This is a genomic window from Paenibacillus gansuensis (genome assembly GCF_042684925.1).
Taxonomy (GTDB): domain Bacteria; phylum Bacillota; class Bacilli; order Paenibacillales; family DY6; genus Paenibacillus_N; species Paenibacillus_N gansuensis.
Map to the genome: position 1 here is coordinate 41,004 of NZ_JBHUME010000014.1, position 22,754 is coordinate 63,757.

The 22,754-nt window shown below is 46.1% G+C and carries 21 protein-coding genes; 12 read left to right on the plus strand and 9 right to left on the minus strand.

The features are described 5' to 3' along the window. Nucleotides 1–57 precede the first annotated feature (57 nt). Entirely contained in the window at nucleotides 58–936 is an 879-nt protein-coding gene (locus ACFSUF_RS20535) for a carbohydrate ABC transporter permease (protein ID WP_377606082.1), read from the minus strand. An 18-nt stretch (nucleotides 937–954) separates the two neighbouring features. Next, nucleotides 955–1,863 carry an ABC transporter permease gene (locus ACFSUF_RS20540; protein WP_377606084.1) on the minus strand — a complete coding sequence of 303 codons (909 nt, stop codon included), beginning with the start codon at nucleotides 1,861–1,863 and terminating at the stop codon, nucleotides 955–957. A 145-nt stretch (nucleotides 1,864–2,008) separates the two neighbouring features. Here ACFSUF_RS20540 and ACFSUF_RS20545 point away from each other — a divergent pair, with 145 nt between their 5' ends. From ACFSUF_RS20545 to ACFSUF_RS20555, 3 genes are all read left to right on the plus strand, one after another. Continuing rightward, complete coding sequence (locus tag ACFSUF_RS20545; RefSeq protein WP_377606085.1) at nucleotides 2,009–2,509, plus strand: TVP38/TMEM64 family protein; 501 nt, start codon at nucleotides 2,009–2,011, stop codon at nucleotides 2,507–2,509. Between the two features lie 72 nt (nucleotides 2,510–2,581). Beyond that, nucleotides 2,582–3,412 (plus strand): DUF2935 domain-containing protein, encoded by an 831-nt coding sequence (locus ACFSUF_RS20550; protein WP_377606251.1) that lies wholly within the window; start codon nucleotides 2,582–2,584, stop codon nucleotides 3,410–3,412. A 159-nt stretch (nucleotides 3,413–3,571) separates the two neighbouring features. Continuing rightward, nucleotides 3,572–5,041, plus strand: coding sequence for a protein adenylyltransferase SelO (locus tag ACFSUF_RS20555; protein ID WP_377606087.1), 1,470 nt, complete (start codon nucleotides 3,572–3,574; stop codon nucleotides 5,039–5,041). On the opposite strand, the gene ACFSUF_RS20560 is transcribed toward ACFSUF_RS20555, so the two are convergent. After that, entirely contained in the window at nucleotides 5,017–5,898 is an 882-nt protein-coding gene (locus tag ACFSUF_RS20560; protein ID WP_377606089.1) for an AraC family transcriptional regulator, read from the minus strand. The genes ACFSUF_RS20555 and ACFSUF_RS20560 overlap by 25 nt on opposite strands. Nucleotides 5,899–6,033: 135 nt before the next feature. Between ACFSUF_RS20560 and ACFSUF_RS20565 the strand changes: the two genes are divergently transcribed. Next, nucleotides 6,034–7,080, plus strand: a complete 1,047-nt coding sequence (locus ACFSUF_RS20565) for an SGNH/GDSL hydrolase family protein (protein WP_377606091.1) — start codon at nucleotides 6,034–6,036, stop codon at nucleotides 7,078–7,080. A 43-nt stretch (nucleotides 7,081–7,123) separates the two neighbouring features. Here ACFSUF_RS20565 and ACFSUF_RS20570 read toward each other — a convergent pair whose 3' ends face one another. Next, nucleotides 7,124–8,257: a CapA family protein gene (locus tag ACFSUF_RS20570; protein WP_377606092.1), complete on the minus strand. Its 1,134-nt coding sequence runs from the start codon at nucleotides 8,255–8,257 to the stop codon at nucleotides 7,124–7,126. 247 nt (nucleotides 8,258–8,504) lie between these two features. Between ACFSUF_RS20570 and ACFSUF_RS20575 the strand changes: the two genes are divergently transcribed. From ACFSUF_RS20575 to ACFSUF_RS20585, 3 genes are all read left to right on the plus strand, one after another. Beyond that, nucleotides 8,505–9,554: a Gfo/Idh/MocA family protein gene (locus tag ACFSUF_RS20575; RefSeq protein ID WP_377606094.1), complete on the plus strand. Its 1,050-nt coding sequence runs from the start codon at nucleotides 8,505–8,507 to the stop codon at nucleotides 9,552–9,554. A gap of 8 nt (nucleotides 9,555–9,562) precedes the next feature. After that, nucleotides 9,563–10,327, plus strand: a complete 765-nt coding sequence (locus ACFSUF_RS20580; RefSeq protein WP_377606096.1) for a sugar phosphate isomerase/epimerase family protein — start codon at nucleotides 9,563–9,565, stop codon at nucleotides 10,325–10,327. Nucleotides 10,328–10,400: 73 nt separating this feature from the next. Further along, nucleotides 10,401–11,150, plus strand: a complete 750-nt coding sequence (locus ACFSUF_RS20585) for an ankyrin repeat domain-containing protein (protein ID WP_377606098.1) — start codon at nucleotides 10,401–10,403, stop codon at nucleotides 11,148–11,150. Here the strand turns inward: ACFSUF_RS20585 and ACFSUF_RS20590 are convergent. The 3 genes from ACFSUF_RS20590 to ACFSUF_RS20600 are packed head-to-tail and all read right to left on the minus strand — an operon-like array spanning nucleotide 11,147 to nucleotide 14,924. Beyond that, nucleotides 11,147–12,253: a GerAB/ArcD/ProY family transporter gene (locus ACFSUF_RS20590; RefSeq protein WP_377606100.1), complete on the minus strand. Its 1,107-nt coding sequence runs from the start codon at nucleotides 12,251–12,253 to the stop codon at nucleotides 11,147–11,149. The two genes, ACFSUF_RS20585 and ACFSUF_RS20590, sit on opposite strands and share 4 nt — an antisense overlap. Nucleotides 12,254–12,286: 33 nt before the next feature. After that, entirely contained in the window at nucleotides 12,287–13,387 is a 1,101-nt protein-coding gene (locus ACFSUF_RS20595) for a Ger(x)C family spore germination protein (protein ID WP_377606102.1), read from the minus strand. Between the two features lies 1 nt (nucleotide 13,388). Continuing rightward, nucleotides 13,389–14,924, minus strand: coding sequence for a spore germination protein (locus ACFSUF_RS20600; RefSeq protein WP_377606104.1), 1,536 nt, complete (start codon nucleotides 14,922–14,924; stop codon nucleotides 13,389–13,391). Between the two features lie 185 nt (nucleotides 14,925–15,109). On the opposite strand from ACFSUF_RS20600, the gene ACFSUF_RS20605 reads away from it, so the two are divergent. Further along, a complete protein-coding gene (locus ACFSUF_RS20605) occupies nucleotides 15,110–16,543 on the plus strand; it encodes an aldehyde dehydrogenase family protein (RefSeq protein WP_377606106.1) in 1,434 nt (477 codons plus the stop codon). A gap of 63 nt (nucleotides 16,544–16,606) precedes the next feature. Next, entirely contained in the window at nucleotides 16,607–17,794 is a 1,188-nt protein-coding gene (locus ACFSUF_RS20610; protein ID WP_377606108.1) for an MFS transporter, read from the plus strand. 75 nt (nucleotides 17,795–17,869) lie between these two features. On the opposite strand, the gene ACFSUF_RS20615 is transcribed toward ACFSUF_RS20610, so the two are convergent. Beyond that, nucleotides 17,870–18,268 carry a MerR family transcriptional regulator gene (locus tag ACFSUF_RS20615; protein WP_377606110.1) on the minus strand — a complete coding sequence of 133 codons (399 nt, stop codon included), beginning with the start codon at nucleotides 18,266–18,268 and terminating at the stop codon, nucleotides 17,870–17,872. Between the two features lie 350 nt (nucleotides 18,269–18,618). Here ACFSUF_RS20615 and ACFSUF_RS20620 point away from each other — a divergent pair, with 350 nt between their 5' ends. From ACFSUF_RS20620 to ACFSUF_RS20630, 3 genes are read left to right on the plus strand one after another with little or no spacing between them, the layout of a single operon-like run. Next, nucleotides 18,619–20,196 (plus strand): spore germination protein, encoded by a 1,578-nt coding sequence (locus tag ACFSUF_RS20620; protein ID WP_377606254.1) that lies wholly within the window; start codon nucleotides 18,619–18,621, stop codon nucleotides 20,194–20,196. Nucleotides 20,197–20,229: 33 nt separating this feature from the next. Next, nucleotides 20,230–21,411, plus strand: coding sequence for a Ger(x)C family spore germination protein (locus tag ACFSUF_RS20625; RefSeq protein ID WP_377606112.1), 1,182 nt, complete (start codon nucleotides 20,230–20,232; stop codon nucleotides 21,409–21,411). After that, nucleotides 21,408–21,638, plus strand: a complete 231-nt coding sequence (locus ACFSUF_RS20630) for a hypothetical protein (RefSeq protein WP_377606114.1) — start codon at nucleotides 21,408–21,410, stop codon at nucleotides 21,636–21,638. The genes ACFSUF_RS20625 and ACFSUF_RS20630 overlap by 4 nt, the downstream gene beginning before the upstream one ends. Here the strand turns inward: ACFSUF_RS20630 and ACFSUF_RS20635 are convergent. Continuing rightward, nucleotides 21,627–22,754 (minus strand): GerAB/ArcD/ProY family transporter, encoded by a 1,128-nt coding sequence (locus ACFSUF_RS20635; protein ID WP_377606116.1) that lies wholly within the window; start codon nucleotides 22,752–22,754, stop codon nucleotides 21,627–21,629. The two genes, ACFSUF_RS20630 and ACFSUF_RS20635, sit on opposite strands and share 12 nt — an antisense overlap.

Here is a 22,754-nt window from a genome sequence, read left to right on the forward strand (position 1 = left end):
TCATGACACAAACAAAAGGTAAGCAGCCGGGCTGCTTACCTTTTGTTGTGTAACAGGCTATTCTTTTACCGCGCCCAGGACCATCCCTTTGACGAAGTACTTTTGCAGAAACGGATACACGAGCAGCACGGGCAGGGCCCCGATAAAAATTTGAGCCGCTTTCACTGTCCTCTGCGCAATGTTCTCCAAATCGGAAGGATCCACGTTTACTTTGCTGAAATCCTGCTGCACGATAATGGTTTGCAGGAACGTCGCCAACGGATAATTTTGATAGTCGGTCATATACAGCATTCCGGAGAACCAATCATTCCAGTGGCCTACCATCGTAAATAACGACAAGGTAGCAATCGCCGGCATGGAAATGGGCAGATAGATCATAAACAAGGTGCGGAAGTGAGTGGCTCCGTCGATAAGCGCCGCTTCCTCAAGTTCTTTAGGGACATTGCGGAAGAAATTGAGCATGAGGATCATATTCCATACATTCACCAGGCCCGGCAAAATCAATGCCCATAAAGAGTTCATCAAGCCCAGCTTTTGAATGAGAATATAAGAAGGAACCATACCGCCGGCAAACAGCATCGTAAAAACGAAATACCACGAATACATGCTGCGTCCCCGGAACACCGATTCGTCTTTAGAGAGCGGATATGCAGCCAGAAAAATGACAACCATCCCTAGCGCTGTGCCGAGTACCGTACGTTTTACAGAGATCCATAAAGCATTGATGAAGTTATCGTTGCCCAGTGTTTTAGCGTAGGCTTCAAAAGTGAAATTTACGGGCCATAAACTTACCAGATTCGCACTGGCTGCCGCTTTTCCGCTTAAAGAGACTGCAAGCACGTGAATCAGGGGCAGGATGCATAGCAGAGCAAGACCTCCGAGAAAGAGATAATTGAACACGCTGAAGATACGGTAAGGCAGTGTTTTGTGGTACATGGCCTGATTCCTCCCCAGTTAGAAAATACGGTAATTCGCTAATTTATAAGCCAGCCTGTATGAAAGTACGATCAGTCCCATACCGATGATGGACTTGAATAATCCGACTGCCGCCCCAAAACTCATTTCCCCGTTTAAAATAGCCATGCGGTACACATACGTGTCGATAATATCTCCCTTGTCATAGACCAGCGAATTATATAAATTGAAAATCTGATCGAATCCGGCATTCAAAATGTTTCCGAGCGAAAGTGTTCCCACCACCACGATAATCGGTAAAAGGGACGGTAAAGTAATATGAAACGTTTGTTTCAGCCTTGCCGCCCCGTCCACTTCCGCCGCTTCATACAGGGAGGGATTGATGCCTGCCAGCGAGGCCAGAAAAATGATGGTGGAAAAACCGAACTCCTTCCAGACGTCGCTCACTACAACGGTGATCCGGAACCAATTGCCGTCGCCTAGAAAAAAGATAGGCTGTATGCCGAACATAGAGACAAGCGCTTTATTCACGATACCGCCATCCGGCGAAAGCATGTCAAGGAGAATCCCTCCCAGAATGACCCAGGACAGAAAATGAGGCAGATACACCAATGTTTGAAGCACTTTTTTGTAGGCCAGCTTACGAACCTCGTTTAGAAGAATGGCAAATACCAATGGAACAATTAACCCTGCGGCAATTTTCAGAGCGGCAATGATCACCGTGTTCAAAATCACCTGTTTGCTGTCAGGCCTTTCAAACATATATTGAAAATGATCAAGGCCTACCCAAGGTGAGTTCGAAAAACCGGTCCAGGGCTTGTACTCCTGAAATGCCATCAAGATACCGCCCATAGGCAAATAGGCAAAAATCAGCGTTAAGAGGACTGCCGGCAGCAGCATCAGGTGGAACGGCCAAGTCTTCTTCAAATTCCAAGCGGGTTTATTCATGATTGGAGACCCTCCCGATTTCGTTGATGCTTCATTATAGAACGCAGAAGAAGCCTGCGGGTATGGCGGGTTAGAAAGGACGATGGCATTTTGTTAGCTTTCTAATTTATAATCAAGTATCAGGAAATAAGATGGAGGAACACCTTTGGATTCAGTATTTTCTGCGGATGCCACAGCAGCTTGGCTGAGCAGGTTTGGAGTTTGGGCGGTTTTATTGAGCACTTTGCTTAGTGTTGTGATCAGTATCGCAGGGGTCATTCCTTCCGTGTTTCTTTCAGGCGCCAACGCCGTTGTATTCGGTCTGCCTTTAGGCTTTGCCATTTCCATGATTGGTGAAGTGACAGGCGCTTATGTATCTTACCGGCTTTACGGCAAAGGAATCATGAAGTGGAAAAAGAAACAGGGCATGAAAGGAAGATGGAGCCGGGCCTTCACGAATGCCTCTCCGATAAGGCAATTCTGGCTGCTATTGGCTGCAAGAATGGCACCTTTCCTGCCCTCAGGCGGCGTTACTTTACTTGCGGTCTGGACACAAATGAGAACCGTCCCCTTTATGCTGGCTACTGTGATCGGAAAAGCGCCCTCCGTCGCTGCGGAAGTGTGGGTGGGACAGGGGATATTTGAAGTACTTTGGAATTGGATGTAGTCAGGGATAGGGACAGACATAATAATTCATTTCCGTAATAAGGTAGGTTAGGTAACCATACTTGTGGAGGTGATGACTTTGTCCGACATGTTTGTTACCCGCTCCCTGGATGAAGTTCGTTTCTGGTCAAGGATTATGAAAGAGCACTCTTTTTTTCTGAGACTGGGCTTTAGAGCGGAGGACACGCAGCTGATCCAGGAAGCCAATTATTTTTATGCCCTCTTCGAGAATATCGAACAACGGGCATCTTCGTTCGGCACCGATACCGATCCAAACACCATTATGCAATTTAACAACGAAGTTCATACAGCTGTAAGCTACATATGGGCTTTTAAGAGAAAGGTTTTAGGGCTTATCTTAACCTGCCAGCTGCCGGGACAAAACAATTTCCCTTTGCTTGTCGACCATGTCAGCCGCGAAGCCAATTACTTCAGAAACAGGTTAACGGAACTTAACCAGGGGACATTAGAACCGCTGCCGGATGCCATTATTGATGAGAATGTGTTTTTCCTGAAAATTATGGCCGATCACGCCAAATTTATCAGTCATTTACTGGATCCGTCCGAACGGAAATTGGTGGACCAAGCCAATGATTTCAGCCATGATTTTGATCAATTATTATTTCAAGCGCAGGATTTGGATTCTATGCGGCCGCAATCGCAAACGGAACCTTTGTTAAGCCAGTTTTTGGATCAGAACAGGGTTTCGGTTTCTTCCCTTCGAGATTTCAAGCGAACGGCTCGTGAATTAATCGAAGCATGCAGAATAAAAAGCACTATTCATCCTTTGCTGGCGGACCATGTATTCCGTGAAGCATCTCGGTTTTTGGAAATTATCGATGTGTTTGAAGCTGCGCTCACAGGGAAGCAGCCGGCAGAGAATATGAGAACGCTGGAGCACTAGCAGGAATGACCCGGCACACCGTATTGCGGTGTGTCTTTTTATTTTTTAACCGCATAAGGCACGCTGTAATGTTTCAGGCATAGTAGGGAGGATTATCAAGTGAAAGTGGTATAATAAATGGCAGTAAGTTGTGATTTGAAAGGAGACAAGGCATATCTAATGGACAAAGGAAACAAACAAACAGGATGGAATTTCAATAATAGTTATGCGAATCTCCCGGAAACCTTTTATACCCGGCAGCTGCCAACCCCGGTACGCGCACCGAAGGCGGTTCTCTTGAACGAATCGTTAGCCCAATCGTTAGGTTTGAATATCCAGGAGCTGCAAAGCGACGAGGGATCCGGCGTGTTGGGAGGCAACGCGATTCCTGAAGGCGCTTTGCCTCTGGCTCAAGCATACGCCGGTCATCAGTTCGGATATTTCACTATGTTAGGTGACGGCCGCGCCGTGCTGCTTGGAGAACAAGTGACTCCCCAAGGAGAAAGATTTGATATCCAGTTGAAAGGCTCTGGAAGGACACCTTATTCCCGCGGAGGAGACGGACGGGCTGCACTCGGGCCGATGCTTCGGGAGTATATCATCAGCGAAGCGATGCATGCGCTTGGGATTCCTACTACACGAAGTTTGGCAGTGACAGCAACCGGTGAGGCTGTCATCCGTGAGCAAGACTTGCCCGGCGCGGTACTTACCCGCGTGGCAGCAAGCCATATCCGTGTCGGTACATTTCAATACGCCGCCAATTATGGCACAGCTGAAGATCTTAAAGCTCTTGCGGATTACACCATTCACAGGCATTACCCTGACATTAAACATGAGGATAATAAATATGTATCCCTGTTGAAAGAGGTCATCGGACGGCAGGCTGCTCTCATTGCGAAATGGATGCAAACCGGCTTCATTCACGGGGTAATGAACACCGATAACATGACACTAAGCGGGGAAACCATTGATTATGGACCTTGTGCCTTTATGGATGTGTACGATCCCGCAACGGTGTTCAGTTCCATCGATTCGCAAGGACGATATGCTTACGGGAATCAGCCGAAAATTGCAGCCTGGAATCTGGCCAGATTAGCGGAATCTCTGCTGCCGCTGCTGAACGAACAGGAGGATCAGGCTGTGAAAACGGCGGAAGAGGTACTCTCGGGGTTTGCTGAGCAGTATCACAAGAATTATCTGGATGGAATGAGAAAGAAGCTGGGCCTTTTCGATGAAGAACCGGAGGACGAAGCGTTGATAGGCGACCTGCTCAGCACGATGCATCAATTTAAGGCTGACTATACCAATACGTTCCGTATCCTGACATTAGGTACAACACAGGAATCGATGTTGTCCGGTACACCCGAATTCACAGGATGGCTGGAACGATGGCAGGCACGACTGAGCCGGCAGGCACAATCAAAGACAGAATCGCTGGAGTTGATGCGAAACAGCAATCCTTCCGTCATTCCCCGGAACTATAAGGTTGAGGAAGCACTGGAAGCGGCAACCGTACAAGGCGACTTTAGTGTCTTACATAGACTGCTGAAAGCTCTTTCCTCCCCTTATGATTATTCTTGTGCGGATGACGAATATACCGCTCTGCCTGAACCCACAGCCCGGCCTTACCGCACTTTCTGCGGGACGTAGCCTTTCGAGACAGGGATCCAAACTTCGCATCTGTAGTCTTCAGCAGAAGGATCCCCCGGCAGATATACCTCTATTTCGGGTCCACCGGTATGTTCGTATCCGGTGGCCGGAAACCATTCTTGATAAATCTGCTGAAACAGCCCGGTGATTGCATCCGGCAAAGGGCCTTGAGAAAGAAATACAGCCCAGGTCGACCCAGGTACAACGTAAGTAGAAAACAATACAGCCTCCGTGTTTACAGCGGGGACCGGCATGCGTTTTGCGATCAAATAAGTAAAATAGCTGCCCTCTATATCCATAGTAATCCCCAGCAAATTCTCGTCAGAACCCCATGAATCAAGCAAGGCAAGAGAACCATCTTGACGGCATGTTCTCCAAAATGTCCGCCGCGATGGTTCCTCTTCTTCACAATGCAGTTGGATCGTTCTTCCGATTACCGTATAAGGCTCTTTCTCGACAATCCTGTAATCTATTTCTTTATCCCCTTTTATAGTTAGCTGCAAAGACAGCCGCGGAAATGCTTTTAGATTCATTCCTGAACGGCGGGCCTCCGAAGGGGTGATGCCGTGAAGTTTCCGGAAAGCTTTGGAGAATGACTCAGGAGAGTCATAACCGTACTTCAACGCTACATCGATAACTCTCACTGACCCCGTCATAGACAATTCCTGTGCAGCTAATGTTAACCTCCGTCTTCGTGTATACTCTGCTATGGTCATCCCTGTCACCATATGAAACATCCGCTGAAAGTGAAAAGGGGAAGAACAGGCCGTTTTGGCAATCTGTTCGATATCCAAGGAATTGTCTAAGTTCGATTCGATCAGATCCACCGCGTCATTCATTCGCTGCAGCCATTCCATACCGGACCACCTCGATCGCTTTTTCCCTATAGTATAACAGGAATCTGTTTTCCCTTCGCACAAAAAGACAGGACTGAACATTTTCTTTGTGGTACCCTTGGTTCAAACTTGACTTTAGAGGGTGGGGAACCGACGATGAATCAACATGTTCTAAGGAAATGGGCAGGCACCTTAATCACTCTATGGATCCTATTGCTGGTATCTGGCTGCGGTATGACCGATCTCCCGGGAGGTAAGCAGTTCATTAACCCGGCTGACGAGTCATGGAGTTATACGAACGGGAGGTGGTCTTCCGCTGAGGAAGGGGAAGGCTGGGGCAAAGTTATGAAAGGGAATCAGGCCGGCACAAGAGCAAGCATTGAAACGGACAGCCCTTATGCAGCACTGAAACAGCGCGGAACCGGCGGTACGATTACGGTATTCGTAGACGGAAAGGCAGCCGTTACCCATGAGGTACCGCAGGATGGAAAGAAACATATATTGCCCATTTATAACAAAAACGAAGGCTGGCATCAAATTGAAGTAGCCTTTTCAGGATTAAACAGCGAAATTGACGGCCTCTACGTAAGCAAGCAGGCCCGCGTGAAAAAACCGGGGCTTCCTCGCAAAAAGATAGTGGTCATCGGCCACAGTTATGCAGAGGGCTGCTGTCTCCAAGAGCGCGGAACGAAATCGTTTGCTGCTCTGGTAGGAGACTTGCTTGGAATGGAAAGCGTTAACGCAGGGATAGGCAGGACTGATGTAAATGCGGGCGGAGCCAACAGCGGATTAAGCAGAGTCCAAAAAGATGTCATCGATCTTAAACCGGATTATGTACTCGCCGTTTACGGCATTAATGTGCTGGGAAGTATCAACAAAAAAGAATTGACGCATGACAAGTATGAAGCCGATTACCGGTCTTTCATCACCCAAATAACCGACGCTCTCCCTGATACCCGCGTATTTGCAAGCGGACTCATTGCGGCGAGAGGAATGAAGGACAAGACACTAGCACCGATAAGCCGGGATATAGAACGCGCTTGTGCCAGTAATTCGAATTGTACCTATATCGATCTTGCGGGGAAATGGAATGAAGGTAATTTCGACAAGTATCTCTCTGCGGATGGCATGCATCCAAGCGAAGAGGGCCATGTCTTTCTTGCGGAGGAATATGCAAAAGCTATTTCAGCAGTAATGAAATAAGCGCTTGTTGTAGAAGAGGTAACAAAGGGGCTATGACCCTTTGTTACCTCTTCTTTGGCACGATTAAATTGGATTTCCAGCTCACCTGAGGCGATAAACTTTTCAGGTACAATAACTGTTCCTTCTCATAAACATTTCCCCGATGGATAATCCTGTTGTCCCGTATGTATAGAGGATGGAAGCTCATACGAATGCTGCCGGTTTGCAATGACAACTTCAGCAGGCCTGTATTTGCTGTATCATCTTTCACGTAATCAGGAAACAGAAAGTTCCCGATGGAATAAGCAATCGGAGCCGACCGGTAGTACTCGAATCCTTGCAGAACATGAGGGTGGCTGCCGATAACCGCGTCTGCCCCTGCATCAATCATATCCCTGGCGAACTGTTTCTGCCATGGTTCGGGATGATTGCTCTTTTCAACCCCCCAATGGATATACACAATCAAATAATCTGCATCCTGACTTTGCTTTCTGATCGCCTGCAGTACCTTCTCTTGATCATAAGCTCCCGCCACGCCAGGCTGATCCCCGGAAGCATTCCAATTCAGGACCGGCATAAACCTGGTGAATGCAGCAACTTTCACGACTTGCCCATGCAGTGTAACTGTTGCCGCTTGAAAGGCATCCTGTTCATTCATCCCCGCACCGGCTGCATGTAAACCATGGGATTTCACATATCGCAATGTGTCTTTCAGCCCGCTTATCCCGTAATCCAGCACATGATTATTCGCCAGCGAAACCATGTCGAAACCGGCCTCTTTCAATCCTTTAAGCGAAGACGGGTCGGACTTGAAGTTGTATCTTTGATTCGGATCTTTGCGGGTGGCTGTGGTTACGGATGTTTCGAGGTTGGCAACGGCCCAATCCGCGCGGGTAATCTCTTCTTTCACCTGCCGGAACGGGTCGAGCGCACCCCGCTTCCGGATTGCATCCCGCAGCGATCCGTCCATCATGGTATCTCCGGCGAAGATGAGTTCAATTGGAGAGTGTTGTTTCACCTGCTGCTTAGGAGTACCCATTGGATTAGCTGCTTTGGGAACGGAAGGAGAAGGGGAAGTCTCGGGCGGTTTGGAAAGGTCCGATCTTGGCGGTTTTGGCGGTTCAACTGCAAAGTTAAGTGAAAGTGCATATGCGGCGCCTAGGACCAGGATGATGATTAGAATTGCTCTTTTCAACATAGGTATTCCCCTTGTATGTATTGTGGTGTAAGTGTATGAAGTATATGTTGCTCTAATATTTCTGAAATGTATCGTAGTTGTAAATATGCATTTGTATTCCGCTAGCCGCATAAAAATCAGAGGGACTTTTCCAATATAAGTATTGAAAGCGCTGTACCATCTGATGTATTCTTTTATTTAGAAACGTTTCGATCAAGTAAGCCTTATTTATCTCAACTCAATCGAAAGATAAAAGGAGAGGTTCCTAGTGAAAAGGTACCGGGTGGCTTTTATCGGCTGCGGCAAACGTGCACATGAGCATGCAATCGGAGTACAGGAAGACAGCAGGTGCGAAGTTGTGGCTTTGTCCGACATTTCCTCCGCCTCGGCAGAAACCTTGAACTCTGAATTCGGATTTCAAGCTAACATTTATATGGACCATAAGGAAATGCTTGCTAAGGAGAAGCCGGATCTCGTGCTCATCTGTTTGTGGACCCCGCTTCATTTACCGGTATTTCGTGATTGTGCGGAAGCAGGGGCAAAAGCGGTTCTCTGTGAAAAACCGATGTCCGCAACTTGGGGAGAATGCCAGGAAATGGGCCGCATTGCGGAAGAGACGGGCTGTCAGCTAACCTTTTCGCTGCAGCGGCGGTTTGCTAAAGGGAATCAAACGGCAAGGCGCTTCATTAAGGAAGGCAGAATCGGACAAGTGGTACGTATGGACTTATATTCACCGCCAAATCTGCTGGATTGCGGCATCCATACGTTTGATCAGGCCATAAGCTATATGGACGAGGAACCGGCAAAATGGGTACTGGGGGCGGTAGATACCTCCGAAATTTTCAACTGGTTCAATGTGCCTTCCGAATGTGGAGCGTCCGGCCAAATTATGTTCACAAACGGGGTTTTGGCCAGCTTTTATTCAGGTTCCATCGATACATGGGAACCTCAACAGGATATGATGAAGCTATGGGCGGGTGTAAGAGTAACCGGCACCAAGGGCTTTATTGAAATTATGTGGGACGGGCAAATCGTCAATGCTGTCAATTATGAAGACCCCTCTTGGAAACCGGAACTTGAACTATCCTCCATGTCCGAGCAGATGATAGGCTATGTGCGGCATGCCGTCGATTGTTTGGAAACTGGCGAAGAACCGGAGGTTTCGTATCAGAAGGCGCTCCGCTCTTCCGAAATTATTTTTGCATTCTATGAGTCGGTACGTCGGAATGCGCGTGTAGAGCTTCCGTTAACCGGTGTAATGGACAGTCCGTTCATCACCATGCTTGAACAAGGCCAATTCACAAAACAAGGAGCGTGAAGCTGCCCATGTCAATTCCTAAGCTTGGTTTAATTGGTATCGTTCAGGAGGAAGCAAAACAGGATTTCTGGGGTACGATGCAGCGAGTGGCTGAAATCGGCTATGAGGGAATCGAAGGGGGCGCTGAGCTGCTCCAAGGAAACGTTGAAGAAAACATCGCCCGGTTCCATGGATTAGGACTTCAGATTGCAACACACAGCACGAATAAGGAACAGCTTCAGGACGAAAAGAAGCTGGATGCTGTGATCAGGGACGCTCATCGTTTACATACGAAGGATGTTACCTACTGGTGGGACACTGCCGATACAAGGGAGCAGCTGCTGCGGGATGCAGAACTGTACAATGCAGCAGGATCCCGGCTGGCTTCAGAGGGACTGCGCTTATGTTACCATAACCACGCACATGAGTTCCAAAGAACATATCACGGCCTTTATGCTCTAGATCTCCTCGCCGAGTATACAGATCCCAAACATCTGTATTTCCGGCTTGATGTTGCCTGGATTACCCTTGGCGGTGCGGATCCCGCGCACATCCTGCGCAAGATGGCCGGCCGCGTACCTGCAATCCACCTGAAAGATGTTTACGGTACAGATGAAATTGGAAAGTGGACGGCAGTGGGAACCGGTATCGTTGACATCAAAGGCTCTATTGAAGCTGCAAAAGAGATTGGTGTGGAGTGGATGACCGTAGAACAGGATCAGCTCCGGAATCTGTCAGGGATGCAGACGGCTGCAGTAAGTTATCTGAACTTAAAGGAAAAAGGGCTGTTATAGATTCCAACCGCACGGCCAAGCTTTGGTTGTGCGGTTATTTCATTGGATGAGTCCGGTACAAAGGAGAAATAGAATGCCCTTACTCTTATATGAGGATTCACCCCTTGCCGCGGCCGTAGTCGGGGCAATCCGTTCGGGTGATATCATGAAACTTAAGCAGCTTTTGGCTGATCACCCTGGTTTGGCATCGGCGAGAATTGAAGAGAGCAGTGCTGCACAAAAACGCGGAACCCGCAGTATGTCGCGTACACTTTTGCATGTGACGGCAGACTGGCCCGGCCATGTTCCGAATGGAGCCGCTGCGGTTGCGGCACTAGCGGAAGCCGGCGGGGATGTAAACGCGCGTTTCATCGGTCCGCATGAAGAGACGGCGCTGCATTGGGCTGCCAGCAGCAATGATACCGACGTGCTGGATGCCCTGCTGGATGCCGGCGCCGATATCAATTCTCCCGGGGCTGTCATCGGCGGCGGAACACCGTTGGATGATGCGGTGGCTTTCGGCCAATGGCAGGCGGCACGCCGTTTAGTCCAACGGGGAGCGCAGCTGAAGCTGTGGAATGCCGCTGCACTGGGCTTGATGGATTATGTCAAAGCTTGTTATAAGAGCAATAAGCCCCCGGGAGCCGATGAAACCACCCAAGCCTTCTGGTTGGCGTGTCACGGAGGACAACTGAAAGCAGCTCAGTTTCTGGCGGAGCGCGGTGCCGACTTGAATTGGATCGGCTATGACGCGCTAACCCCCTTAGATGCGGCTAGTCGCAGCAATGCGATGGAGCTGGTGGAGTGGCTGTTGAAAAGGGGGGCACGCCCGGGATCAACTTAGCGCAGCTGACCGCGCATTTTTTTGACTTTCATCAAAATAAAGAGCAGAGGGATATACATATATAGGAAGAAGCATCCAATCGTTTCATAAATTTTATCAACAGTCCTCAAGCCGTCATAATCTTTAATAAAGAAACTGAAAGTATATAGAGCAAGCAAGAAGAGCAGCAGACTAGGCCATTGCTTCACCTTCAGGCTTCTTTTTGCAGTCCTGCAAGCCATCCATAAGTGAAGAGAAATATTGGCCGTGATAGAGATCAGAAAAATAGGAACAATCATGTACTCAAGCCTTTGAATCAAAGGAATTTGAAGAACCATGTACATATGAAGTGTCGGCCAAACAATCAGCTTTAACTGCTCTTCGCTATAAAACATGTAGGTAATCAAAATGATAATCAAATAAATCGCTGTAGCTGTGAGAACGGCCAGATGGGACCATTTCTTGGACTTAACAGGCGATTGGATGAAGGGGTAGATCATTAATATAGAACTGATTCCTGTATATTGCGAGATCATGCTTTTGGAGGACATAAGCAGCTCTATTGGAGAGTGGTCAAGCAGCGGCAGCAAATTTAAAGGATGCAAGTACTTCCATAGCAAAAACAGCAGCGGGATCAAATAAATAACGGAAGCGGCGGTTCCCCAAAAACTCAATCCTGTAATGGAACGAAGGCCGCCTGTAATCGTGTAATAAAGTAAAGTAATAAAGGTAATCCCGACAAACCAAATGGGCATTTCAGGAAAAAACCAAACCTGGATGATAATAATGTATCCTCTGAATGAGAGAAAAGCCCCTAGAAGGAAATACAACAATACAGCTATATCTGCCAATTTGCCGGCTGCCCGTCCGAAGCAGACACGGTTTACAGAGACAAGATCAGAATTGGAACTGTCCTTACTATATTGAAACAGTTTGTAGATGATCCAGACGATCGCATGGATGCTTAGTCCACTAAGTATAACTGATATCCATGCATTAAAGCCTGCGTGTGTCACCAACGTTCGTTGATAATTCAGAAATCCTAAATCCAGCAAATTTGCAAACAACAGAAAAAACACTAGTATGGGTGAAATTTGGAATTTATCTTTTATTGAAATATTCACTGCAAATTCACCCCTGCCCAAAGAAGTTTTCTGTTATTGTTTGAATCCCGTTCGAATGATGTTTACGTCCACGGTAACGTCCGTTTGAAAAGCGGAAGGATTTTCCTTCTTGGTTCCTGCATGAGCTTTTAATACTTTCCGGTTGTATTGATCTTCTAAACCTACAGGATCCACCTTATGCTCACGGCATTTTTTCAGTATTTTACCAATTTCATCCTCAAAATAGACTGCCAGCTTTTTTTCTAAATCCGAAATAAGTCCGCTGCTGCGGTATTCTGTATGCTTCGGGATCTCCTCAATTCTTACTTGCAAGCTCAGGTGAATGGAAATCGCTTCCTTAGGCTCACGCACTGCATCGTATCGGGTTTTGGACGAGACAACCTGGATCAGCAGGGGAATTTTTTTGGAGCCCGTCAACTTAAGCGAAACTGCATAAGTGCCGTTTCTTGCATTCTCGGTAAGCATCTTTATCAGAAGGGATTCATTCATATTGATTTTCGTTACATACTTATCGCCTCTAAATAGAGCCAAGCCATCTACCATAGGTTCCTTTTCGTCCAAGACGATATGTGGAAGAAACATATCGCGCCCCGGACCGTAATATTGAAATAGGGAGAGATGCAGGTTTTGATAAGGCAAATTTCCATGTGTCATATTCTGATTGATCATGTCGGACAGTAAGTAAGCATCTTGAAAGGATTTGGCCGCCTTCATAAGATCAAAGGCCTCATGTTCTGCGACGGCAAGCTTCATATTAGTCGATATTCTTGTATCTCTGCATAGATTCTTCATTGTTGTAGATACGCCGTGGCTGCGGGAAAATTCGCTCCCGAATACGATCACGCCTAACTGCCCAATTTCAATCGGACTTTTGGTTTTGGCATTCAGCTTAGGCAGGATTTCAAACTCAGATTCGGCTTCGGTTTGTAATAAAGTGGCATCAACCTCTCCTTTTTTTCTATAATCCCCAAGCAAAACGCTTCCCTTTACTTTCGAACCGGTAACATCATATCCCAGGGTGTGTACAAGCATTACTTTATTGATAGTCCTCTCAGTCCCGCACGAAGTCACTACTAAACATAAAGCCGCAGCAGCGGCCAGCCTTAACATATGTTGCCTGAACTTTCCTTCCATGCTAGCCCTCGTCCCATTCCCGTTTTTTCTTGTTCTTTCTCTTGTCATTGGAGGTGTATCGTGTCTTTTCTTTGGTACGCAAGTAATCGGGCCTTACGTCGATCACCGGATAAGGCGGCCGGATAAAGCTGTCTTTTAAATCTTTGAGCCTGAATGGGAACAGCGGAACAGTATACGGAAATCCCAAAGATTTCAGCCGGGTGAGATGAACCAGAAGAAAGCAAATTCCAATCAAAATACCTAATCCGCCCCAAATGGACGCCAGTATGATAATGGGAAACCTGAGAAAACGAATCGTATTGGACATTTTGAAAATGGGGGTAGTAAAGGAAGCTAAAGCCGACAAGGAGACGACAATAATCAAAATATTGCTTGTTAAGGCAGCCTCAACAGCAGCTTGTCCTACAATAATACCGCCTACAATGCCTAGCGTTTGCCCGATTTTGGTCGGCAGCCTGGCCCCTGCTTCACGGAGAAATTCTATGGTGAGTTCAAGAAAAAGCACTTCGAGGATCGGTGGAAAAGGAACATTGATTCTCGAATAAATCAGCGGGCCCAGCAGGTTATGCGGCACGACTTCGAAATGAAACGTCAAGGTAGCTATATACAATGAACTTGCAAATAAGGAAAAAACAACTCCGAAAATCCGGATGAGCCGAAAAAAGGAACCTAATACCCATGGCAAATAATAATCTTCAGGAGAGATGAAAAAATCGAACAGGGTGGACGGTCCAGTGACGAAATACGGCGAGCCGTCGCTAATAACAGCTATTTGTCCGCTGACGAGAGCATAGACGACCCGGTCACGCCGTTCCGTAGTTAGAAACAAAGGAAACGGAGAGTTGGAATTATCGGAAAGCATCTGATCCAACTGGCTGGTATCAAACACAACTTCAAAGTCAATGTCTTCTATCCTTTGTTTCACAGTCTGAATAACCTGCTCATTGGTCACACCGTCAATATACATAATAGCTACCCGGGAATTCGAAATATTGCCTATCATAAATTCTTTAACTACCAGGTTGGGTATGTTGATCTTCAGGCGAAGCAAATGGATATTTGTGTCCAAATCCTCAATAAACCCTACTTTGGGTCCGACTACACTGAACTCATTTTCGGTGTCGTTGCTTTTGCGAAGCCCTAGTTTACTAGCTATATGTACTACTGCACAGGTATGATCTGCATCACTCATCCGCAGGATAAGACACCCCTGAAGAAGTTTCCTATGTATGGTTTCGACATGGTCCGTAATTTCAATATTGTCTAAGGGGAGAAGAGGGACAATATCCTTAACGCTTTTGATTTGAGTTTTAGGTTCATGCTGCTGAAGAGGACGGAATAAATCATGGTGAAGCTTCTCCTCGTCCACTAAAGTGTTAAAGAAAGAGGCTACGATTTGTTGACTTGCGGATAAATGAACGGGACGTGTTTTAAAATCACTTGATTTACTGAAAACGGTTAGCAGTTCCTGGACGGTACCTAGATTCTTATCTAACCCGTATGTAGTTTTATCCCCCGGCTTGCGACTGGTCTTCACTACATATTCACCCCATGATTGCCTTAGTTATAGACAGTATGTTGCAGAATGTAAGGGAATATGCAATTGGCAGGTAGTGAACAATCGACTTTAAAAATAATGCTTGCCTTAAAGTTTACTTTAAGGTTTATGCTTCTTTTGCAACACAAAATATGAAAATACAGTGCAGAGGAGATAGAAAGCATATGAAAATCATCGATAAGATTTATATCAACGGAAAGTTTGTCACGCCTCACGGTACAGAGATTCAAGAACTGGTGAATCCGGCAACGAAAGAAGTCATTGGCCAAGTGACTCTTGGAGATGAAAAGGATGCCCAGGCTGCGATCGCTGCGGCAAAGGCAGCTTATCGAACATTCTCGAAGACAACGATTCAGGAACGCAGCCAAATGCTGCAGCGCCTGCATGATGTCATGGTGCTGAAATCGGACGAACTGAATAAAGCTGCGGTGGAGGAGTACGGCGCTCCCCTAAAAGCAACTGCGGCCCGTACACAATATGCTGCTAACAATTTTCTGGCGAATAAGGAAGTTTTACAGGAAGTTCAATTTGAGAAGCAGATCGGCCAAGCTAAAGTTGTTCTTGAACCGCTTGGTGTGATCGGTCTGATTACACCATGGAATGCGAATTACACGCATATTTCCACCAAGTTAGCCCCAGCCATCTCTGCCGGCTGTACTGTAGTCATTAAGGCAAGCGAGCTTAGTGCCATTCAGACACAACTCATTGCAGAATGTTTCGATGAAGCAGGCATTCCTGCTGGCGTCATTAACTTTGTAAACGGGCGCGGTGATGTCGTAGGCGCCGAATTGACACGCCATCCGGACGTAGCGATGATTTCCTTCACGGGTTCCACTCAGGTAGGCAGAATCATAGCCCGTGACGGAGCTGCGACCATGAAACGTATGGTTCTGGAGCTCGGCGGCAAATCACCGAATGTCATCTTGGATGATGCGGATCTGACAAAAGCCATTCCCTTAGCAGTCATGACTGCCTTCAGTAACAGCGGGCAAGCCTGCCATGTCGGTTCACGCTTGATTGTTCCTGAAACCCGTTTGGAAGAAGTTAAGGAACTGGTCAAAAAAACGGTTGAAAGCATCAAAGTGGGTAGCCCTTGGGAAGAGGGAACGTTTATTGGACCATTGGTTAACCAAAAGCAGTACGACACCGTTCAACGATATATCAAGAAGGGTATAGAAGAGGGTGCCGAGCTTGTGATCGGCGGTGAAGGACATCCCGCCGGGTTGGAGCAAGGTTACTATGTTAAGCCCACTGTATTCAGCAATGTGAAGTCGGGGATGACTATTGCACAGGAAGAGATCTTTGGACCTGTTCTGGCGATCTTGGCCTATAAAACAGAGGAAGAGGCGGTTGAAATCGCCAACGATACGATTTATGGATTATCAGCGTACGTCAGCTCCTCCGACTTGGAAAGAGCCAATCGGGTGGCCTCGCAAATTGTCGCTGGACGAGTGTTGATTAACGGTTTGTACGATGAACCCAAAGCCCCGTTCGGCGGATTTAAACAGTCCGGAATTGGAAGAGAATTCGGATCGTATGGAATCGAGGAATATCTGGAGCCTAAAACCATCATGGGCCATGAAGTGAAACCGAACTAATCAATTGTAAGGCAATGCGCTCTGCCGGAGTGCATTGCCTTTATGCTAGGAGGTATCAAACTAATGAAATGGACTTTTAAATTCACCCTGCTCGCACTGGCTGTCACATCAACACTGGCACCCATGCTTGCAGCTCCGGCAGTTAAGCTGCTTCTGAATGATTTTCCTCGGACAAATCCGCTTCTGATTCAGCTTGTCGTAACCTTTTCTTCCTTTTTTTTTTTGTCCAGCTTATGGGCTGGAAGTTACTTGTCTCGACGATTCTCGAAGAAAAGCATTCTGTGTTTGGGTCTAATTCTGTATGTCATAGGAGGAGTAGGGCCGGCATTTGCGAATTCCATCGGCACCATCCTTATACTCAGGGCTGTGCTTGGGTTAGGGATCGGGTTAATTACACCGTTGATGAATGCTCTTGTTGCGGAACACTTTGAGGGTGAAGAAAGAACCCGAATGAACGGACTTACCGTCGGGGTCAACGGACTGGGGGGTGCCTTCTTTTTGCTCATAGGGGGTACGCTTAGTTCACTTGGATGGAGAGGCGTGTTCTGGACCTATTCCTTTGGAGCCATCCTGCTCATTCTCGTCTTGAGTTTCGTTCCGCATCAAAAGCCTGAGCGTGTATCCCAGGTGTCAGATTCGGCAGGGAATCATCATACGTCATCGAAACAGAAACTTCCAGCCGGCGTATATAAATTAGGATTGTTCACGATGCTCCTGATGGTTGTTTACTACGTAATACCGACTAATCTGGCTTCGTTTCTAGAAGATCATCAGCTCGGAAACTCTACAGTGACCGGTTATGTTACCGCGGTATCGTTTTTCCTGGTTTTTCTTGCGGGAGTCTTTGGACCCCGGATGACAGCCTTTCTTAGAGGAAGCTCGGCACTGCTTATCCTTGCGTTATTGGGATCGGGATTTTTGCTGTTAGGACTGGCAAATGCGCTGTGGATTGTTATCATCGGTGTCGGACTGGTAGGCTTTGGCTTCGGACTGTCGTACCCCATCCTGCTCAGCAGAATGGCGGAAGCTGCCCCCATCGAACATAAAGCACTGGCGGTCATGTTGATGACGGGTTTTGCCAATGCGGGTCAGTTCGTTTCTCCATTAGTTTCAAACGGCATTCAAACGATGTTAGGCAGGAACTCTATACAATCTGTGTTTTTGATCCTCATGTCACTCCTATTTATCTCGTTACTCGTTATGGCTGCCATTGGCAGAAGGAGAAGCGAATCTCTGCGAAGAACGGCGTAGAATAGGTAATACATTGATAAAAAGCAAAAACCAAAGCATAAAGAGCTTTGGTTTTTTGCTTTTTATCACAGCTTTTTACGGGTTCATCTCGAACTCGGATGTTACAGGGACTTCTCCTCTTTGAATCGATTGATATTTGGATAATTTATAATTTACTGCTTCGAAGGCGTGGTCCAACTCCTGTTGTTGTCTTTGAAGCTCTTTTTTATGCTCTTCCAGGATCGACTTTCTTTCCTCAATGGTGGATTCGCCTTGCAGCGCCAGGTCAACAATATGCTTTAACGCGGCTACAGGCATACCAGTCACTCGGAAGCAAGTCATTAAGTTAATCCATTCCAGATCCTTGTCTTCGAAAATGCGGTTGCCATTTGCATCCCTTTGAATAAAAGGGAGCAATCCTTCCTTATCATAATAGCGGATCGTATGTGAAGGAATACCTAATGTTTCTGAAGCTTCTTTGATTGAAATTCCCATTTAAATACCTCCTGGAGAAAAAAATCTAATTTTGATATACAGAATATCATTATTCTACATCATAAAGTTCACTTTAAGTCAATGTATCATTCCAGCGCTAAACGCTTGACTTGGAGTGCATTCCAAGGTCTACAAACAGAAACGAAAGGAGACAGGTTAGATGGAACTGACGTTCACCATTTCTGAAGCAGCTCACAAAACAGGACTTAGTAGGGATGCTAATATAAACTCGATTTCTCGAATCATTAACGGCCACGCTTAGATTGGAATACTTAGGATGGAAAAATGGAAACCTATACGCAGTGCTTTCTTTGGAGGTATATTCAGTGAAATTATTATCTCGGAAATGGATGCGTATGAAGCCTGATTATCAAAGTATTCTGAAGGCGCGCCAGCCTGATGAGGAAGAGAACATTGGGTTAGCCTCGGATTTAGAGCAAAATGAGGTCATGTTTAAAAAGATATTCCATAATAGCTCCGACATCGTGTTCCGTAAAGTTCGCGTGGGCAAAGAGAATCATTGGCTTGTGATGTACCTTGCAACTCTGGTCGATGAAAAGTTGATTGATGAACATATTTTAAAACCGTTGCTGACTAAAAGTAAAAAGCAAGAAGAAATGAGAAATGAAATAACGGATACGCTGGATGATCAGTTTATCTCCGCAGGAGAGACACTCCTTTCATTCAACGTAACGGACATTGTTAATCATGTGTTGAATGGTCATGCTGTCGTTTTTACGATCGAGGACAGCCATGCGATGGTTGTCAAGGTGAGCAGCGGTAAAGAACAGCGGGCACTTGAAGAGCCTTCTTCCGAACCGGTCATTCGCGGTCCCAGGGATGGATTCATAGAAAACATTTCAACAAATATGGCCCTAATACGCAAACGTCTCAAAACATCCAAGCTAAAAATGGAAGCACTTAAGCTTGGGGAGCTTTCTCAAACTCAAATCGTCCTTACGTATATCGATGGTATTGTTTCCGAATCTGTAGTCGAGGAAGTTCGAAAAAGAATAAACCGCATTCAAATTGACGGTATCCTCGATTCAGGCTACATTGAAGAATTTATTGAGGATTCTCCATATTCTCCTTTTCCATTAGTACAAAGTACAGAACGGCCTGATGTTGTAGCCGCAGAGCTGTTAGAAGGGAAAGTGGCTATTCTTGTCGATAACACTCCGTTTGTTTTAGTTGTACCCATGACGTTCTGGGCGGGTTTGCAGGCAAGCGAAGACTACTATATACACTGGACCATCGGAACCTTTGTGCGGTGGGTCCGCTTCCTTTTCGCATCTATCGCCATATTTGCGCCTCCTCTCTATGTGGCGGTTACGACCTTCCATCAGGAAATGATTCCGACGAATCTCGTCCTGAGTATTGCTTCGGCCAGGGAGGCGGTTCCTTTCCCGGCCTTCGTCGAAGCCTTATTAATGGAAATAATATTTGAAGCCTTAAGGGAAGCAGGGATTCGTTTACCTAAACAAATAGGCCAAGCGATAAGCATTGTAGGTGCATTGGTCATCGGCCAAGCCGCTGTGCAGGCGGGCATCATATCCGCGCCGGTAGTCATTATCGTATCGATCACCGGGATAGCAACGTTTACGATTCCGCGATATAGTTTTGCGAACGGCATCCGATTACTGCGCTTTCCCATACTCTTATTGGCGGGTACGTTCGGACTTTATGGCATTGTACTTGGCTTTCTGGGCATTTTGCTACATGTCACATCCCTTCGTTCCTTTGGAGTGCCGTACTTTACTCCATTAGCCCCGGTTACAATTACAGATTTAAAGGATGTACTTATCCGGGCCCCTATTTGGGCTAAAACGCGTCGTCCCAAGGCAATAGAAAGTAACAATTCGGTCCGCGAACCGTCGAATCAAAGTCCAAATCCAAGCCATGGGGAGCAATCAACAGAGAACAGTTAGGATTACCGGGTTCAAGAAAGGAGGAGGGAACTCATGATGAAACCATTCTTATTCATCGGATTGCTAATCACACTAGTAACAACAAGCGGTTGTTGGGATCGCAAGGAGGTCAATGATCTTGCGTTTATTTCGGCTACGGCATTTGATTTAACTAAAGATGGAAACTATATATTATCTCATCAGATAGCAATTCCCTCTACCTCTCAGGGAGGACAAGGGAGCGGAGGAGGCAGCCAGCAAGAAAAGTTTTTCGTCACAACCGCTACCGGCAAGGATATCAGTGAAGCGTTTCAAAAGCTTCAGAAAAAAACTTCACGCATGTTGTTTACCTCACATCGAACCGTCATCTATGTGGGTGAATCATTAGCCAAATATGGGATGCAAGATATCCTCGATGTTTACACCCACGATCCCCGTCAGCGGTTAAGGACCTATATTATGGCTGTGAAAGGGGGAGAAGGGCGCGAAATTCTGAAAGTGAAATACCCTTTTGAACAAGTGCCCGCCGAAGCAGTTAAGGAAATGGTAGCTTTAGGAACCGGGATTACATTGCGAGACTTTTTTTTAGCGGCATCAGGCGAAGGGATCCAACCCTGTTTGGGAGTCATAGAGCGTGATGCTTTATCCGAGGGAGGAAGAAGTGAAAGCAAAAACAAACTTTTTAAACTGGGCGGATCCGCTTTGTTTAAAAATTTAAAATTAGTTGGATTTCTAAACGACAATGAAACAAATGGTTATCTTTGGCTTACAAACAGAATGAAGACTGGCGTAGTCAGCGGCGAGTTACCAAATAAAGCTGGATCAATAGGGATGATTCTGGTCAATGCAAGCCGAAAAATCACTTCGAAAGTAAGCGGTGATAAGATCAAGATCAACATTCAGGTGCATGGGGAAGGAAGCCTTTGGGAGAATAATTCCCGTTTGGATGTCAGTTTGCCGGAGAATCTTAAAATTGTACGTAAATCATTAGAGAAATCAGTCGAGAAACAAGCCACAGCTGCGCTTTCCGCCCTCCAGAAGCGGTATAAAGTAGACTGCATTGGTTTGGGCCAAGAAATTTACCGCAATCATCCAAAACAATGGAGAGCGTTGAAAGAACGATGGGATCAGAAGTTTCCTGAAGTAGAAGTTTCAGTTCAAGTAAAGTTAGATATACTTGGAAGCGGGATGGCAGGTGCTCCTCTACAATTAAATGAAAAGGAGATCAAAAAATGATCGTGCAAATCACGGGATATGTGCTTGTATTGGCTGTATGGTCTTTTGTTAGAATCCGATCTTTACTCAGAAAGCAAAAAATCAAAGTAGCGGCAATATACGGTTTGTTAATGGGTACTTCAACTATAATCGGTTCCTTATTACTGGCCGGGGTTGAAGTGCCTAGCCCAGATTACCCGTTCCAAATTTTGTTTGAACCCATTGGAAGAATGCTTTTACGGGAGTGAGTGGACCGCTTTTCTTTTTATTGTGTCAATAATGAGAAGTGCCAATGGAATAAGGGTTTGTGTAATGAATCCACCTACCGGGTAAACGAAAGCAAGATGGATTTGGAGTTCTGCGGCATTTTTAAAAATCCAAATGGATCCTATAATGGACAAAATGGTTAACGGGGCAACAATATCACGATAATTTCGGATTTCTAAAACCTGGCTTACACTGAGACACAAAATAAACAACGATACCGAAACTTTCACAAAATTACCCAATACCCACATGGCAACAGCGATGGCCTCCAGACGTTCAAATGAACCTTCGATACCAATATACTGCATGACACTCAACACGGAATAGGTCAGTTTACCCGTTAATGTTCCGAGGATCATGATCGAGAGTAATACAATGAGAAAAATAAAAACGGAAATGCCGGAATACGCAATCATCGAGACCTTGAGAGCCACTTTCGGCTGGTTTAAATATGGCAGCAGCCATCCCAAAATAAACATTTGAGTCATGAATGCTCCTGCAGGAATGACTGCTCCTTGCAATACAGGAAGTATTCCCTCACCTAAAAATGGTTTTAGAAGGACTGGGTCAGCCTCCAGAATGGCCAAAATCAAGATCGGAATTAAAGAAACCAAGATCATAGGTGTAAGAAACTCATTAGCTCTCCCAATGACCTCAATACCCAAGTAAACCGCTATACCGCATAAGACTAATAACGTCATACTCCCTACAAAGGTAGGGCTTTTGGGCAATAGAAGCGTTTTAATAAAAAAGGTATGCTGTATGACCATAACCGAAATAGAATCATACCAAAAATAAACGTAATAAAGCCCCAAACATCTGCCTAACCATTTTCCAAGGATCTTTGAACTGTATTGTATGATCGACAATCCCGGATAACGTTTGCTGAGTGTAATGAACACCCACAATGTTACTAACCCGGTTGTTGTAGAGGGAATCAAAGACAACCATGCATTTTGTTTAGCAAACATGACCATCCATCCGGGAATGGTTAGAATGATGGTGGAAACGATAAAAGTAAATATTAAAAAGCCGAGCTGGGTTCCCGTGATTTTTTCTGTTGGTTGCATCTTAGCACACTCACTTTCCATACCCAT